14 protein-coding genes are annotated in these 16,162 nt (G+C 45.7%); 3 read left to right on the forward strand and 11 right to left on the reverse strand.

From position 1 onward, the window contains the following. The first annotated feature begins 92 nt into the window (after nucleotides 1-92). On the forward strand, nucleotides 93-1,085 hold the full coding sequence (locus tag MKY66_RS19570; protein WP_062835280.1) for a DUF1385 domain-containing protein: 993 nt from the start codon (nucleotides 93-95) through the stop codon (nucleotides 1,083-1,085). A 5-nt stretch (nucleotides 1,086-1,090) separates the two neighbouring features. After that, the gene (locus tag MKY66_RS19575) at nucleotides 1,091-1,423 is read left to right on the forward strand and encodes a hypothetical protein (protein ID WP_036614407.1); all 333 of its coding nucleotides are present in this window, start codon (nucleotides 1,091-1,093) and stop codon (nucleotides 1,421-1,423) included. A gap of 61 nt (nucleotides 1,424-1,484) precedes the next feature. Here the strand turns inward: MKY66_RS19575 and MKY66_RS19580 are convergent, their stop codons facing one another. From MKY66_RS19580 to mntR, 3 genes are all read right to left on the reverse strand, one after another. Beyond that, nucleotides 1,485-2,486: a patatin-like phospholipase family protein gene (locus MKY66_RS19580; RefSeq protein ID WP_076215750.1), complete on the reverse strand. Its 1,002-nt coding sequence runs from the start codon at nucleotides 2,484-2,486 to the stop codon at nucleotides 1,485-1,487. A 91-nt stretch (nucleotides 2,487-2,577) separates the two neighbouring features. Then, nucleotides 2,578-4,188, reverse strand: coding sequence for a family 10 glycosylhydrolase (locus MKY66_RS19585; RefSeq protein WP_076215747.1), 1,611 nt, complete (start codon nucleotides 4,186-4,188; stop codon nucleotides 2,578-2,580). 209 nt (nucleotides 4,189-4,397) lie between these two features. Continuing rightward, nucleotides 4,398-4,826, reverse strand: coding sequence for a transcriptional regulator MntR (mntR, locus tag MKY66_RS19590; protein ID WP_036614415.1), 429 nt, complete (start codon nucleotides 4,824-4,826; stop codon nucleotides 4,398-4,400). Nucleotides 4,827-5,018: 192 nt separating this feature from the next. On the opposite strand from mntR, the gene splB reads away from it, so the two are divergent. Beyond that, entirely contained in the window at nucleotides 5,019-6,089 is a 1,071-nt protein-coding gene (gene splB, locus MKY66_RS19595) for a spore photoproduct lyase (RefSeq protein WP_076215731.1), read from the forward strand. A 147-nt stretch (nucleotides 6,090-6,236) separates the two neighbouring features. On the opposite strand, the gene MKY66_RS19600 is transcribed toward splB, so the two are convergent. The 8 genes from MKY66_RS19600 to MKY66_RS19635 form a co-directional block, all read right to left on the reverse strand. Then, nucleotides 6,237-6,950, reverse strand: a complete 714-nt coding sequence (locus tag MKY66_RS19600) for a cytochrome c biogenesis protein CcdA (RefSeq protein WP_017687570.1) — start codon at nucleotides 6,948-6,950, stop codon at nucleotides 6,237-6,239. A 49-nt stretch (nucleotides 6,951-6,999) separates the two neighbouring features. Then, the gene (locus MKY66_RS19605; protein ID WP_017687569.1) at nucleotides 7,000-7,803 is read right to left on the reverse strand and encodes a metal ABC transporter permease; all 804 of its coding nucleotides are present in this window, start codon (nucleotides 7,801-7,803) and stop codon (nucleotides 7,000-7,002) included. Between the two features lie 52 nt (nucleotides 7,804-7,855). Next, on the reverse strand, nucleotides 7,856-8,614 hold the full coding sequence (locus tag MKY66_RS19610; protein ID WP_036614907.1) for a metal ABC transporter ATP-binding protein: 759 nt from the start codon (nucleotides 8,612-8,614) through the stop codon (nucleotides 7,856-7,858). A 99-nt stretch (nucleotides 8,615-8,713) separates the two neighbouring features. Next, nucleotides 8,714-9,715 carry a zinc ABC transporter substrate-binding protein gene (locus MKY66_RS19615; protein WP_076215893.1) on the reverse strand — a complete coding sequence of 334 codons (1,002 nt, stop codon included), beginning with the start codon at nucleotides 9,713-9,715 and terminating at the stop codon, nucleotides 8,714-8,716. Nucleotides 9,716-10,027: 312 nt separating this feature from the next. Then, entirely contained in the window at nucleotides 10,028-12,088 is a 2,061-nt protein-coding gene (metG, locus tag MKY66_RS19620; RefSeq protein ID WP_076215728.1) for a methionine--tRNA ligase, read from the reverse strand. A 601-nt stretch (nucleotides 12,089-12,689) separates the two neighbouring features. After that, the gene (gene yidD, locus MKY66_RS19625) at nucleotides 12,690-12,941 is read right to left on the reverse strand and encodes a membrane protein insertion efficiency factor YidD (protein ID WP_076215726.1); all 252 of its coding nucleotides are present in this window, start codon (nucleotides 12,939-12,941) and stop codon (nucleotides 12,690-12,692) included. Nucleotides 12,942-12,943: 2 nt separating this feature from the next. Beyond that, complete coding sequence (locus tag MKY66_RS19630; RefSeq protein WP_076215723.1) at nucleotides 12,944-13,408, reverse strand: Fur family transcriptional regulator; 465 nt, start codon at nucleotides 13,406-13,408, stop codon at nucleotides 12,944-12,946. Between the two features lie 338 nt (nucleotides 13,409-13,746). Continuing rightward, the gene (locus MKY66_RS19635) at nucleotides 13,747-15,999 is read right to left on the reverse strand and encodes a stalk domain-containing protein (RefSeq protein ID WP_076215720.1); all 2,253 of its coding nucleotides are present in this window, start codon (nucleotides 15,997-15,999) and stop codon (nucleotides 13,747-13,749) included. Nucleotides 16,000-16,162: the final 163 nt, after the last annotated feature.

The raw sequence follows: 16,162 nt of genomic DNA on the forward strand, positions 1-16,162 counted from the left end.
AAACTAGAAATTGCGCTTAAAATTCGATACAATAGGGTTATTAAACTGCCTTTGATCGCGAAGGCCTAGAACAGAATAGGAAGGTGAATAATTTGCCTCAACAATCCAAGCCTGTCAGCTATGGGGGGCAAGCTGTCATTGAAGGCGTAATGTTCGGTGGGAAACATGTCAACGTTACAGCTGTTCGTAGAAAAGACGGCGAAATTACGTATCTGGAAGTTCCCAAGCAAGACAAGTCCTGGGTCACGAAATTGCGGCGGATTCCTTTATTACGCGGAATTGTCAGCATTATAGATTCAAGTGTTAAAGGTAGCAGACATCTTAATTATTCTGCTGACGCTTATGCTGATGATGAACTGGAACCGGAAGAGAAAGCCAAGCAAAAAGAGAAAGAAGGTTCGGGCTGGAGCCTTAGCATGATTATTGGTGTGACCGCCGTAGCCATCCTTTCATTCCTTTTTGGTAAAGTTGTGCTCACTTTGCTTCCTGTTGTTATCGAGAATTTTCTATTCAAAAATGCATTCGACAATCAGTTTTTGCATAATTTACTGGAAGGCGGCATTAAGCTGATCCTGTTACTCGCCTATCTGTGGTTAATCTCACAGACGCCGATGATTAAACGTCTCTTCCAGTATCATGGAGCGGAACACAAAGTAATCAGCGCACATGAAGCTGGTGAAGAACTGACACCGGAGAACGTGCAAAAGTACAGCCGACTGCACTACCGCTGCGGAAGCAGTTTCATTATGTTGACTGTTATCATTGGAGTGTTTCTATACTCCCTTTTCACGTACGATAACCTCTGGGAACGGATGGGTCAGCGTCTATTGTTATTGCCAGTTGTGCTAGGCATTTCTTTTGAACTGTTAAAGCTCACGAATTCGGTACGTGATATTCCTGTACTGCGTTATCTCGGATACCCGGGATTGTGGCTGCAATTGCTGACAACAAAAGAACCGACCAACGAACAGGTAGAAGTATCCATTGCTTCGTTTAACCGTATGCGTGAGTTGGATGCCAAGCTTGCCAATGTCTCTGCTACCTCAGAAGTACCTGTTGCAACACTCGATCCTGTGAAAGGGTGAATGATATGAACAAGCAGGCAATCTTATTTTGGACGTTCATCGCACTAGCTGCTGTTGGAGTCTTGACTTGGCTGGGGAACGCTAGTCCATCCAGGATCATTATTCCTCTGGTCGTGTTCGGAGCCGTATTCCTGCTGTACAAATATCCGCCTCGTCGCTGGGCAAGCAAAACCAAATCACCGAAGATTAAACCATCGGCACGAACCATGGCAAAAGTTAATGCACAGTCCAGTGCCAGAAAGAGCAGCGGCTCTTCAAAGAAACGTAAGGATTATCCTTTCCAAGTGATTCAAGGACAAAAAGGGAAAAGTGATGAAGATATACCGAAATTTCACTAAAAGCTACTGAACAACCAAAAAAGCAGTTCTCCCAACTTGCGGAGAATTGCTTTTTTCACGTTTATACAGGAATCAGAGGTGGAGCTTCTGCCTGTTTCTTACGCAATTCTTTTCTTTGTTTGTCCAGCTGTTCACCATACATTTTCATATTCCATCCGTTGAAAAATTCGCTCCCTGCGGTAGCGCCTGATCGATATAAGGCTGTGCTGTCCTGTAACGATAAATGAAATTGCGTTGGTTTAATCCCAAGCGTTGGTATCTTCACTGTACGAAACCGGTTAATCTGTTCGATGTAGCGTTCATCATGTGCTGTGAGCATCGTCTCTACAAGGGCCTGAAGCATGCTTAGCGGTCCTTTAATCCGGGCGGGTTCTACTTCCGTCTTCCCCACCATTTTGAATCCGACAACCGGAATAACGTCTCCTCCTCGTTCCGAGCGATCACCATCGAAGAGCCACAACGGAAAATTGCTAAGCAATCCGCCATCCACGACATAAACGAACTGATCTTGAAAAGGAAGGCCTTTGGAGAATACTGGCGATTTGCGTATGACTACCGGATCGAAAAAATACGGGATACTGCAACTCATACGTACCGCCTTTGCAACATCCAGCTTCGCAGGGTCAATGCCAAACCGCCGAATATCGTCTGGCAACACCAGAATGGTCCCATTGGATATATCGGATGCGGTAATAAGCAACTTGCCTTGTGGCAAGTCAGCGAATGTGCGAATCCCTTTCTGCTCCAGCATCTTGCGAATCCATGATTCCAGCGCTTCTCCCGAATACAAACCTTTCTTCAAGAACAGCCTCGCGGCGGGTCCGATCCATCGGGTATTAAATATGGGGGAACGACGCAGCAATGAAGCAAACGGCGTATTCTCAATAATGACTTTCATCTCCTCGGCCCTGTAACCGGCCGCTAGCAGAGCAGCAACAATGGAACCGGATGATGTGCCTGCCACTCGATTAAACTGAATGCCGCAGTCTTGAGCACCCTGCACAGCACCTGCAAGCGAGATCCCTTTGACGCCTCCACCTTCAAACACCGCGTTAATTAACATAACAAAAAACCCCCGTTCTCCAGGCAGCCACGTTTCTACTGCCACTCTATGAGAACAAGGGTTTGTCTTATCACTGTATTGTTAAAATGTTTTAGAGACCATAATAAGCTTTTAATTTGGCAATTAGGCCGAGAGGGTTCTTCGTCAAGTATTGTGAACTAAAGAAAATATCCCCTTTGACCGAACCATACTTCTTGTTGTAGTTCAGCTGATCGATGATCTCCTGTGAAGTCTGCCAACCAATTTCCGGCGTACCTAACTTATAAGGAGAGTGACCGATATACAATTTTACATTTGTGTTAGCCACTTCATTCGCCCACCAGTCCACGACTTTGTCATATCGGGCTACGTTTAATGTCATACTCCAATACACCTGCGGAGCGACATAGTCGATCCACTCTTGGTTAATCCATGTCCGCACATCTGCATTCATGCTGTCATACGCGGTTACTCCTGCTTTGGTATCAGAACCTGTCAGATCAACGGATTTGTTACGCCATACACCAAATGGACTAATTCCATATTCAACGTTAGCTTTCACGCTGTGAATACTCTGCCCGAGCTGCTTAACGAACTGATTGATATTGTCCCGACGCCATTCAGCACGGTCTTTGGTATTCAATGTGTTATAGGTTTTGAAGGCTGCATCATCATTAAAAGTCACATTGGACGGATAGAAATAATCATCCAGATGTACGCCATCAATATCATACTGATTGACCACTTCCATGATCGTATCGATAATATGCTGTCTGGCTTCCGGGATGCCCGGGTTAATGTACAATTTGCCGGATGCATTCACAATCCAGTCGGGATGAAGCTTCGAGATGTGGTTTGCAGCCAAGTTTGATGTACTTGCTGAGTTCGTTGCTCTAAACGGATTAAACCAGGCGTGGAACTCCAGACCCCGTTTGTGTGCTTCCTCAACCATAAACGCGAGGGGATCATAACCTGGATCTTTACCTTGTGTTCCTGTCAATACGCTGTTCCAAGGTACCAGACCTGAAGGATAGATGGCATCCCCATTGGCTCTCACTTGGACAAATACGGCATTAATGCCCATACCTTGCAACGTATCTAGCTGTTTTGTATACTCCTGTTTTTGCTTCTCTACATTTCCCTTGGCACCAGATGTAGGCCAGTCTCCATTCACAGTGGAAATCCAGGCTCCCCGCATCTCTTCAGAAGCTGGCACAGTGCCCGTACCTCCTGGCTCCGCTGGGGTTACCGGGGTTGGTTCAGGAGTTGGGACTGATTCGTCTCCTGTGTACAGATCAATGGTCTGGGCAGCCTGATTCCAGTTCACTCGAATGCCCAGGTTCTCACTGACGAATCGAATGGGTACCATGACCCGACCCTGTTTCAATTCGACCGATGCATCCAGACCAACTACAGCGTTATCCACCGTCGCCTGCTGGCGTCCGCTCGTCATAGAGATGACCGAATCGGATTTCTGAATGGTCACGGTACGAGTAGCTTGAGACCATAAAACAGACGCACCCAGTCCTTCGCTAATAACACGCAGAGGCACCATCGTTACATTTACTTTGGGCAAGATGTAGGGTGATACATCCGATTCCAAACGGTTGCCGTCTAGAAAAATAGCGATTTCCTTCTGCCCGGCCGCTTGTGCCGTCATACCTGCTGTCTGTAATCCAAGTACAAAAATGAGCAGCAGCATCAATCCTTTACGAACGTTCATTAGTGCAGTCCTCCAAAATCATTATAAATTTGCGGTAAATTCTACTAGTTTAATAGACGCTCCTACCAATCGTTTAGTTGCGAAAATCACCAAATTATGGTGTGATTGCACAAAAAAAAATGCTTCCTGCCATTGAAACGGCAAGAAGCATCCTTTGATCACAGGATACGATTCATTGTATATCACCATGTGTATTCCACTGCTGAAACTTAAGATTCTGTATTACTCATGACATCCTGAAGATTTTTGAGGTCACGCAACCGACTCTCGTCCTGACGGAAGTATTCAACCAAGGACTCGATGCATGTAATGGAGTCCCAGCTCAGATGATGTTCAATGCCTTCAACATCATTGTAGATATTTTGTTCCTGAACACCAATCGTTGTCAAAAATTGTTCAAGCAGATGATGGCGCTCCATCAAACGTTTGCCCATCTTTTTGCCTTTTGGCGTAAGCACCAGTCCGCGGTACTTTTCATAGATCAGGTACTCGTCTTTGTCCAGCTTTTGGATCATCTTCGTCACCGATGAAGGATGTACTTCCAGTCCTTCAGCTATATCAGACACACGAGCATAGCCCTTTTCATCAATTAATTTGTATATACGCTCCAAATAATCTTCCATACTGGGCGTTGGCATCTGCTTCCCTCTTTTCTCTCTGACCGGCCCCTATTCGTGCCTGGTCCCTATCTTATAATGATACATGTTATCAATACGCATTGGCAAGTCCTGCACAGTTCGGAGCGCGCTGTTTCACAAGTAATTGGCAGGCGTGACTTCTCCCCAAACGAGGCAAACTAAGCAAAGTTCCGCATCGAAAGGAGTGATTTCGTGAGTACAAGTGTAGCCTCACCGCCCGTTCGTAAAGCAAAAGGCACTAAACCCTTTATTCCCGATTTGGTGTATTTTGAACCCGGTGCGTTGGAATATGATAAAGGCAAACGGATTATGGAGTGGGTGACATCCAAAAACATACCTTATCAAATGACCACATCCCATAACCGTATCACAAACTTGCCGGGTGAAACCGAACAAGAAAAATATCGGATGGCAAAGCGTACTCTGGTCGTTGGTGTACGCAAAACACTTAAGTTCGACCAGTCGAAACCTTCAGCGGAATATGCCATTCCCATCTCTACAGGCTGTATGGGGCACTGCCATTATTGTTATCTTCAAACTACACTTGGTGCGAAACCTTATGTCCGTGTCTATGTTAATACCGAGGAGATCATTCAGGCTGCAAAAGGATACATCGAAGAACGCTCGCCTGAAATCACACGATTTGAAGCCGCCTGTACGTCTGATCCCGTAGGACTCGAGCATATCACGGAGAACCTAAGTGACCTGATTCGTTTTATGGCGGATGAAAAATACGGGCGCTTGCGATTTGTAACCAAATATCATCACGTTGATCCGTTGCTGAACCTTAAACATAACGGCCACACCCGTATCCGGTTTAGTGTCAATTCGGATTATGTCATCAAAAACTTTGAACCGGCTACCTCCAGATTTGAGGAACGCATTGAAGCTGCTGGCAAAATTGCACACGCCGGTTATCCCCTGGGATTCATTATCGCTCCGATTATGTGGTATGAAGGCTGGGAAGAAGGATACTCGGAGCTGTTGCAGAAACTGGCAGATACACTTCCAGAGGAAGCAACCAAGGATCTTACCTTTGAGATGATCCAGCACCGTTTTACCAAAACGGCCAAAGCGACCATTGAAAAGCGATATCCCAAAACCAAGCTGGAGATGGATATCGAGAAACGCAAGATGAAATGGGGCCGCTGGGGTCAGTACAAGTATGTGTATAAGGATGACCAGCAAGATGCGCTTCGCGAATTCATTACGGAACGAATCTTTGAACATTTTCCACTAGCCAATATTGATTACTTCACCTAAACGAACAACAGGATTGCCCAAAATCATATGCAGTTAAAAGCATGCCTAACAAACGATTAAAAAGCAGGTTACATGACCCAGAGTGACTCTGGTTAACATGTAGCCTGCTTTGTCATGCATTTTTAAATTCGAATTCAGTTCATCCGTTTAAATAATCATCCAGTCTGGTGTAATCTGCTGCAACCAGATGGTAATCTTCGTCATCTGATCTGTAAAAAGCAATACCCCAAGGAACAACATTAATGCTCCCCCAACTTTCATCATGACATTGGAATACCGTAAGATCCAGCGTGTTGAACCGATGAAAAAGGCCAAAATGAAAAACGGGATTGCAAACCCTGCCGTATAACCTGTAATCAGCGCCAGCCAGGTTGTGGGCTCACTTGCAGCCATCGCAATGATTGTTGCCAGAATGGGACCAATACACGGCGACCAGCCTGCTGAGAAACCGATGCCAAATATAAACGAGCCCAGATAGCCTGCAGGTTTCCATTTCATATCCAGCTTACGTTCCTTCATCAGAAACTGTGGCTTGAACACACCAAGCAAAAACAACCCCATAAGCATAATCAAAATCGCAGACAATTGCCGAATCAGTTCTCGGTTATCATTGAAAAATTGGCCAAACAGTCCAGCACCCAGGCCAAGAGAATAAAATACTGCCGAGAAACCTAAAATAAACGCCAGCGTATGCGTCATCGTCTTAAAGCGGACTTCGCGCTGATTGCGGTCATCCTTCAGTTGTTGCACCGTCATACCTGTAATGTAGGAGAGGTATGATGGATACAACGGAAGACAACAAGGTGATATAAATGAGACCAAGCCTGCTACAAAAGCCATCCATACATTAACATCAGGCATGAAGCGGATGTCTCCCTTCCCCGGGCTCACGTGCTTGCTCGTTCAGTCGTCAGGCTCGGAACCCTTTTTTTCCAATCATCGTCAGAATCAGCATCATGATCAGCAATAATACAATCGTTGCTCCAGGTGCGAGGTTCCAGATACCTGCTACAACCAGTCCAAGGACTACGGCAATTTCGCCGATAACCACGGATAAAATAATGGCGGATTTGAAACTTCGAGCCATCAACAGGCTGACCGCTACCGGAATGGTCAATAGTGCTGACACCAGAAGCGCACCGACAATCTTGATCGCCGTGCTTATGACAAGTGCTGTCATCACCGTGATTAACATGTTCAGAATTCTCACAGGCAACCCTGTAACCGCTGCCGCATCTTCCTCAAAGCTGAGCAGGAAAAATTCCTTATGTAACAATGCCACTACAATCACCACGATCAGCGTAACCACACCTACAAGCTTCAGATCCGTAGCGTCTAATGTATATATACTGCCGAATAAATAACTCATGACATCTGCATTATATCCTTTGCCCAGTGTAAAGAACAAGGAAGCAAGAGCCACGCCACCGGACATGATAATGGCAATCGATAATTCGGCATAACTCTTGTACGCTTTGCGCAATTTCTCTATCGCAAATGAAGCAAGCACGGCAAATATCAGGCCCACTGCAATGGGATACACTTCAATCAGGAATCCAAGTGCAACACCGGCAATGGTCACATGAGACAAGGTGTCTCCGATCATGGATAACCGCCGTAAGACCAGGAACAGTCCGATTAACGGAGCGGTAATGCCAATTAACAACCCACCCGCCAGGGCACGCTGAAAAAAATCACTCATTAATATTTCCAAAACAAACACGACTCCTTCGGCCTTACTCTAATCTAATGGGCCATAAATACGGCTAGCGTACCTGTGCAGTGGTATGTTGCAGATTGGTCTCAGCACAATCCTGTACCTCATGCGAATGACGGACATGAAAATTAATTTTTCCATTCGTTACAACAGCTTCAGAACCCAGATAACTCTCCATCCGATCCATATCATGAGACACCATTAGAAAAGTCATTCGGTGATGTTCATGCATATGCGTAATCAGTTCAAAGAAACTGGCCTGTGATTCAGCATCAATACCTACGGTAGGTTCATCCAGAATCAACAGATCCGGGTGATTGATAAGCGCTCGTGCCAAAAATACACGCTGCTGTTGTCCGCCGGACAATTGACCAATACGTTTGTTCGCCAGATCCTCGATCCGCATGACCTGCATCGCATCCGTGCACTGTTGCTGACATTTGCGAGACATACGACGGAACATGTTTTTGTTATTATACAAGCCTGACATGACCACTTCACGAACGGTCGCAGGGAACAACGGGTTAAATGCATTCTTTTGAGGCACATACCCGATTCGGTCCCAGTCCTTGAACCTGCGGATCGACTGTCCGAATAGTTTGATATCTCCCTGCGCAGGAGGAAGAAGTCCTACCAGCATGCGCAGCAATGTCGTTTTACCCGCCCCATTGGAACCGATAATCCCGACAAAGTCCCGTTCCTGGGCCATAAAATCGAGATTCTCAATCACTCGCTGGTCCCCGTAGGAAAATGATAGTTTCTCGATCTCTATAATTGGATCATGACATAGTGGCATGATTTGCTGCATGGCAAAGCCGCCCTTCATTATATATAAGAATCCCATAGCGTCCTAAGAGCCTTCACCGTGAACGGTAAAGACTCTTCGATCTGAATTCTTCATTCTATCTTATTTTAATGCGATCAGCAGATTTTGCAAATTTTTCTCCATGAGGGTGAAATAATCATCCCCGTTTGTTGCCTGCTCCTTGGTCAATCCCTCAACCGGATTAAGGACCATGGTCTCCACTCCTGCTTCACTTGCCAATGTTTTCGCCAATTTGTCAGATACCAGCTCTTCGAAGAAAATGTATTTAATGCCTTCATCTTTAACCAATTTCGCAAGCTTCACAATATCCTGTCCTGTCGGTTCAGCATCCGGGGAAAGTCCCATAATGGCATGCTGAGTTAATCCATAATCACGTGCAAGGTAGCCAAACGCTTGGTGCGAGACAACAATCTCGTTGTTTGGTACGTTAGCCAATTCATCTGTAAAACGCTGATCCAGCGTCTCAAGCTTCGTACGAAGCTCTTCATAACGTTGTTCGTAACCTGTTTTGTGATTAGGATCTGCCTCGACCAGACTATTTTTGATGTTTTCAGCCATGATCATGGCCGATTTCGGACTAACCCACGTATGTGGATCAATATGATGATCAGCGACATCTTCACTGGTAGCCCCATCTGTATGTTCATCTGTATGTTCATCTGCATGCTCGTCTTCGTGCTCTTCGCCGTGACCGTGCCCATCATCACCTTCAGCGGTTAACAGCTTAACACCTTCGCTGACGGCAACAGACTTCACCTGTGTATCGCTATTCAACGACTTCAGGAAATTCGGCACCCATCCTTCCAGTCCAGCTCCATTATAGAGAAACAGCTGTGCCTTGGACGTATTAACAATATCCTGACTCTTCGGAGTCCAGTCATGTGGCTCTACTCCGGTTGGCAGCAGGTTAATAACATTGGCATCCTCACCACCGATTGCAGTCGTAAAAGCATATACAGGATAAAATGTCGTCACAACGTTTACCTTGCCTTCCACAATCTTCGCACTATTGGAACTATCCTGCCCACAAGCTGACAATACCAGCAAAGTGAGAATAAGCAAACCCGTCCACAGTAACTTCATGTTGCCTCTTTTGCTCGTCTTCCCTATCCGGTTATCCTGAGCTTGATGTTGCTCTTTATAAAATGTCATTATGATTCACTCCGCATCTCTTAATCGTAAACATTACTGAAAGAATTATAGGTAACCTGAACCTACTTGTCAAGCTATCCCGTCCTATTCATTCTTTCCTGAAGTACGGAGTTCATAACAGTATATGCTTGTTCTCTTCCCTTAAGATGCGATTTATATCAACAAAAAAAGGGGCCCGAATTACATCGGGCCACCTTGTGTCATTTTTATGACAGAATTTGAAACAATTTCATAACTCAATTCTTATTTCACTTGTGCGCCATTAGGCATGTTGTCCGGTACTGTTGCCAGTGTTAGTTGGTCGCCATGCGATGCTGCAAGGATCATGCCCTGAGACAGTTCACCACGAAGTTTCACCGGTTTGAGGTTGGTCACACAGATGACTTTGCGTCCAACCATCTCTTCTGGTGAATAGAACTTCGCAATCCCAGATACGACCTGACGCTGCTCATAACCCAGATCGAGCTGCAATTTCAGCAACTTATCCGCTTTTTTGACCGGTTCGCAGGCAATGACTTGCGCGACACGCAGTTCAACTTTGGCAAAATCGTCAATCCCGATCTCTTCGGTACCTTCAGGGGCAGTTACCGGTTCAACAGCTGCTGAAGCTCCAGCATCTGCTTGACTTGTTTCAGGCTGTGCTGCTTTTTGGCCACCAGTCATTGCTTCGGAGATATAAGCAATTTCTTGTTCGGAATCCAAACGCGGGAAGATTGGATCACCTTTTTGCAATGCGTTTCCAGTTGGAACCAGACCCCATTGCTTGGCTGTATCCCAAGCGGTAAGTTCACCTTCCTGAATGCCGAGCTGTGCCCAGATTTTATGAGGAGCACGTGTCAGGAACGGTTGCAACAGAATGGAAGCAATTCGCAAGCTTTCGATCAGGTGAGCCATAACGGATGCCAATTCATCGCGTTTCGCCTCATCACGAGCCAGCGCCCATGGCTGCGTCTCATCAATATATTTGTTGGTGCGACTGACAAACTGGCTGATCGCTGTCAGTGCTACGGAAAACTGCAGGTTTTCCATCGCCTGTTCCACTTTTTCCACTGTAGCATGGCCTGCTTCTTCCAGCGAAGCATCAAATTCCGTTACATTCGATGCAAACGTAGGGGCTTTGCCTTCAAAATATTTGTCTACCATGGCAACGGTACGGTTCAACAGGTTACCCAGATCGTTCGCGAGGTCGGAGTTGACACGTTCTACGAAGCTCTCCGGTGTAAATGTACCATCGGAACCAAACGGTACTTCACGCAGCAGGTAATACCGCAGTGCATCGAGACCGTAACGGTCAATCAGAGTCACTGGATCAACGACATTACCTTTTGATTTGGACATTTTGCCATCCTTCATCAACAACCAGCCATGTGCAAACACTTTCTTCGGCAAAGGCAAGTCCAGCGCCATCAACATAATTGGCCAGTAGATCGTATGGAAACGAACAATTTCTTTCCCTACCAGATGAACATCTGCAGGCCAGAACTTGTTATACAGGGATGCATCGGATGAACCGTAGCCCAGTGCTGTAATATAGTTGGACAACGCATCAATCCACACGTAAACGACGTGTTTTGGATCGCCTTTAACTTTGACGCCCCATTCAAATGTAGTCCGCGATACGGCCAAATCTTCAAGGCCTGGCTTGATGAAGTTGTTGATCATCTCGTTCTTACGGGATTCCGGCTGAATAAAGCCCGGGTTCTCTTCATAATATTTCAACAAACGATCTGCATATTTGCTCATACGGAAGAAGTAGGATTCTTCTTTGACCAATTCAACCGGGTGTCCACTATCCGGGCTCTTAGCCGAGATAATCTCACCCTTCTCATTCTTCTCTACATCCACCAGTTGAGTCTCCGTGTAATACGTCTCATCCGGAATGCTGTACCAGCCTTCGTACTCACCTTTGTAGATATCTCCCTGTTTCAGCAAACGGTCAAAGATATCCTGAACGACGGTTTTGTGACGCTCTTCGGTTGTACGAATAAAGTCGTCATTGGAAATGTCCAACTTGTTCCACAGTTCCTTGATCCCCACAACGATATCGTCGATAAAAGCTTGCGGTGTCTGTCCTTTCTCTTGTGCCTTGCGCTCAATCTTCTGGCCATGTTCGTCGGTTCCTGTCAGATAATGAGCATTGTAACCGCGTAGACGCTTGTAACGAACCATCGCATCTCCCGCCACCGTTGTATACGCATGCCCAATATGCAATTTGTCACTCGGATAATAAATCGGGGTTGTCAGATAAAATGTTTTTTGGTCAGCCATGAATGACTTCTCCTCCTTCAAATGTTCCTGCTTCATGTGATCCCTTCGTCCAAAACAACTAAAAAAGAACACAAAAAACTCCCGCCCCTATGGGACGAGAGTTGCTCTCACGTGTTACCACCCAAATTCCCCATGTTTTTCGCAAAACACAGGCTCTGTCGGTCCTTCGACCGCCCATTAACGCTGGATCACGCCTCAGCCTTACGACAGCAGCTCTGAAATCACTGTCTGCACGCTCGAAAGAGGTTCCTCCGGGACCATGTTCCATCCTCCTCCCAGACCGGTTCTCAGCTCATCCGGCTCTCTGCACTGGGGGTGTGTCTGTACTTATCCCTTCACTGGAAATCATATAGAAGTTGTTCAAAAAGTACACTTTTGATTACGAATCATGCCTACCGGCATCATCAGCATCGAAGTTGAAATTCAGCCGAAATGTCCGTTGCTCACGTAGGTTTCCTACGCTCCGCTACTCCATTTCTAACTTCATCCCATCTTCTTGGTACTGAAAACTAGACTTTTTGAACTCGCATATATAGGAAAAATATACTGAAATGCGGACCCCTTTGTCAAGTGGACAGCATCCTCAAGTTCAATCCCGGCCTGCTTCCAGGCCACCTGAATACTTCAACCTACATCGTTACTCTGATACCATCATGGATTTCTCCGCCTTTGGTGGCACCAGATCTACACCGCCTGGATGAAACGGGTGACATTTGGCAATACGTTTCGCTGATAACAACGAACCTTTGAGCGCACCGTGCACTTCAATCGCCTCCATGGCGTAAGCCGAACAGCTCGGATAGAACCGACATGTTGGCGGTGTTAATGGAGAGATATAGTTGCGGTACACCCGAATGGGTGCCTGAGCAATTCTACGAGATAACTTCATGGTCAGTGCTTCCCGTGAGCGTGTTGATGTCCAGACGCCGCTTTGGCAGGAGCATGATCAGCACAGTCCTTGCAATAACCAAATACCTCGAACTTGTGATCTACAACCTGAAATTGCTCAGGCGCATCCGCAAGCTGCATCGGGCAAAAAACAATGGGATATGTCTTCTGACACTTCAGGCAGATCATATGATGGTGATGATGATCTTCACTACAATGTGCTCTGAATTTAACGCCATCTTCGAAGATGACCTGTTCCAGTACACCTAATTCCTGCATCACCCGCAAATTACGATATACTGTGTCAAAACTCAGTCCGCTGTAAGTCTTACCCATATATTCATAGACGTCCTTGGGTGTAAGATACCCTGGAGACTCGGCAAATAACCGGGCCAGTGTTTTCCGCTGATCAGTAATGCGAAGCCCCTGTGAGGACATGGTTGAAATAATCTGTTCTGTCGACAACATGATCTAAAGCACCTCCTGTCATACGAGCATTTTGCATCATTCATAGAGCGACAGTTTATTCGGCAAAAGCGAAAACTTTTGCTTTCTTGTATACCTCTAATAATGCATCAAATTACGATTAGAGTCAACGAAGACACCGGGTTATATCATTCCAACATCACATAAAAAGGACTCCATGCACATGCATTGTCATTAGTCCAGCTTGAGCTAATGACAGTACATTTTGATGGAGTCCCTTCCTGACGGTTCAGATGATCAATCGTTCGGGCGACTTTTGGGGTGAACGGGTATATATGATATAAGCTTTCACTCCAAACCGTCCGTGCATGTTCATGTTATTACTTTTCAGCCGGAAGCGGCGTGAACAGCAGGTTAACAGGCAAGTTACTTCCTGGTGCCGCCGAGAAGAGAATAGTTACACTCTCGCCGTACGAACCTGTGCGATACATTACGCTTTGCTCATTAGGTGCAGTTACAGATTTACCTGTGGAAATCTGAACGACCTGTCCGTTCACGAGTGCCACACCTGAGTATCTGCCTCCACGAGGGTTGAATGAAATCAACGTGCGCGGAGCAACATTATTCAATGTAATTTTGTATAATACACCGAAGTTACCTGCGTTGGAAGCTTCTGTGAAAGCCATAGGGTCCGTTCCCACGAGGTTTGGATCACTTGCATTGTCTCCAAGTGGAAGACGTGCAGGCTTCGATCCTATTTCCTGATCATACGTAATGATTCGTGTTGCATTCGGGTACGTTCCGCGGTTGTGAACACCATCACGATCTAGAACCGGCAGGCTCGACAACACTTCCATCGGGTCCTTGTTTTCTTCGATCATGATAATGTTGTAATCCAGTTCATAATCACTGAATACATCGGAATACAAGGAAATGACTTGTCCCTGTTTCATCGGAAGAACGCTCAGATCATTGAGAATCAACTTGCTTTCTCCTGGCTGGATGTACACTTTCTTTTGTCCGGTACCATTCTGCATGGATTGGAACCAACGGTCAATCGACAGCTTTCCAGCTACCGTTGCAAAAGGAGACGGTCCTGCAAAACCCATGTTTTGCTGTTCAATGGACGCCGTGTATGCATTGTTGTTTGTCGCTACAACATACATTTTCACGTTTTTGCCCGTGTTGTTCACATGGTGAATCATGAAGCGTGTCTGTCCGAAGGAAGATTCCTTGTACACAATGCCTTCCGTATTCACGGTTTCCGGGCTGTTACTGCGGATCAGCAGACTTGGTTCATCATAATAAGTGAAAGGTACTTTCTCCAATGCCGGTACTCCACCACCGTCAAAAGTGAACTTCTCACCAACTGGTGTGAACAATTGATTGAAATCAGTCAAACTATAAAGCGTTTCGCCCGTAATATTGATCATCTTGGTATAGCTATCGCTAGCACCATGTTTATCGGTAACTGTAATCGTTACGGTCTTCGGTCCTGGAACAAAGAATGCAAGTGCATTGTTATCCCATTCTGTTTTTACAATTGCGTTCTCATCATCTGTACTTTGATCAATATAAGTGATTTTCTCACCCATTTTGTATTCTTCTTTATCTGTCGTAAACATTGCGACAGGTGGCAGATTCGGTCTTTCAACCTTAATCGTAACCGAATACGGATCGCTCCATTGACCACTTGAATCCTGGACCGCATAGGTTACTGTGTATACACCTGGTTGGTCGAATGAATCCTGACGACCTGTCCAACGCTCATCTACAATGCTGAGTCCCTTGGGAGAGCTGGATCTGGTTGTGTAGGTTACCTGGTCTCCGGCAAAGACCTCTTTTTGTACCGTGAAGCTTGCCACCGGTTTGGTACTCAGATTCAATACAACCGTTTTGGCAGATTGATTTACTTTATACGTAATGTCCAGAGCCTGTGTAATTGAAGTCAACGGCACCATGAACGTATTTTTTTGTTGATAAGCCGCGCCCTTCATCGTTCTGGACACACCATTAACGGTATAGATCTTGCTGTTTGTTTTGAAACGCAACTCATCTTCACCACTAATAATGATCGTTTCTTTGGTTGTGTTATCATATTTAACATCATAGCCAACCCGATCAACGAGAGCACGGATCGCTACATAGGATACACCATTTTTAACAGCCATTGGCTGTCCAGCAAGATACGTTTTGCCATCTTGCATCATTTTATTACTGTTCATATAAAGAGTGAGGTCTCCACCCCCGCCTCCAGCAACAGATGAACCGCCTGTAGATGGTTGCTCCACTTCTACTGGTGCAGGTGCTGGTGTTTCCTCAGCTGTACCTTCTTCGTCCGTAGGTTCAATTACCGGCTCAACAGGAGTCGCGTCTGTTCCTGTAGGAACATCTGTCTCAGGGTTCACTTCTTCAGTTGTTTCATTATTTGATGTTGGCGTGTTTGTTCCGGATTTCACTTCGGATTCCGCGATGGTTTGTTCTTTCTTCACAACCTCCACGGATTTAACTTTGGCTGTATTCACTGATGTAGTATCGCTCTGATCTGCTGATTGTGCATTGGCAGGAATCACTGCAAACGCCTGAAACACAGCAAAAGCGGTAAGTATGGACAATTTCTTCTTCAAATTCATTCTTTGTCTTTGGCTCCTTCTGCTCCCATTTTATAAATATCCCCCTCAAAAAGTCATATTATTAGACGCTTGGAACCGGGAAAAGTTGCTAAAAAGTTAAGAGGAGAATTGTAAACTTTTAATAGAAGGAAAATACTATGAAAATAGTTATCTATCAATTATC

The sequence above is a fragment of the Paenibacillus sp. FSL R5-0766 genome, from assembly GCF_037971845.1.
GTDB lineage: Bacteria > Bacillota > Bacilli > Paenibacillales > Paenibacillaceae > Paenibacillus.

What these genes read in the sequence shown, in the direction of transcription:
- MKY66_RS19585 (WP_076215747.1), bottom strand. Translation starts at nt 4,188, where the DNA reads ATGAACGTTCGTAAAGGATTGATGCTGCTGCTCATTTTTGTACTTGGA.
- mntR (WP_036614415.1), bottom strand. Translation starts at nt 4,826, where the DNA reads ATGCCAACGCCCAGTATGGAAGATTATTTGGAGCGTATATACAAATTA.
- metG (WP_076215728.1), bottom strand. Translation starts at nt 12,088, where the DNA reads ATGAAGCAGGAACATTTGAAGGAGGAGAAGTCATTCATGGCTGACCAA.
- yidD (WP_076215726.1), bottom strand. Translation starts at nt 12,941, where the DNA reads ATGAAGTTATCTCGTAGAATTGCTCAGGCACCCATTCGGGTGTACCGC.
- MKY66_RS19635 (WP_076215720.1), bottom strand. Translation starts at nt 15,999, where the DNA reads ATGAATTTGAAGAAGAAATTGTCCATACTTACCGCTTTTGCTGTGTTT.
- MKY66_RS19615 (WP_076215893.1), bottom strand. Translation starts at nt 9,715, where the DNA reads ATGAAGTTACTGTGGACGGGTTTGCTTATTCTCACTTTGCTGGTATTG.
- MKY66_RS19600 (WP_017687570.1), bottom strand. Translation starts at nt 6,950, where the DNA reads ATGCCTGATGTTAATGTATGGATGGCTTTTGTAGCAGGCTTGGTCTCA.
- MKY66_RS19610 (WP_036614907.1), bottom strand. Translation starts at nt 8,614, where the DNA reads ATGCAGCAAATCATGCCACTATGTCATGATCCAATTATAGAGATCGAG.
- MKY66_RS19575 (WP_036614407.1), top strand. Translation starts at nt 1,091, where the DNA reads ATGAACAAGCAGGCAATCTTATTTTGGACGTTCATCGCACTAGCTGCT.
- MKY66_RS19630 (WP_076215723.1), bottom strand. Translation starts at nt 13,408, where the DNA reads ATGTTGTCGACAGAACAGATTATTTCAACCATGTCCTCACAGGGGCTT.
- MKY66_RS19580 (WP_076215750.1), bottom strand. Translation starts at nt 2,486, where the DNA reads ATGTTAATTAACGCGGTGTTTGAAGGTGGAGGCGTCAAAGGGATCTCG.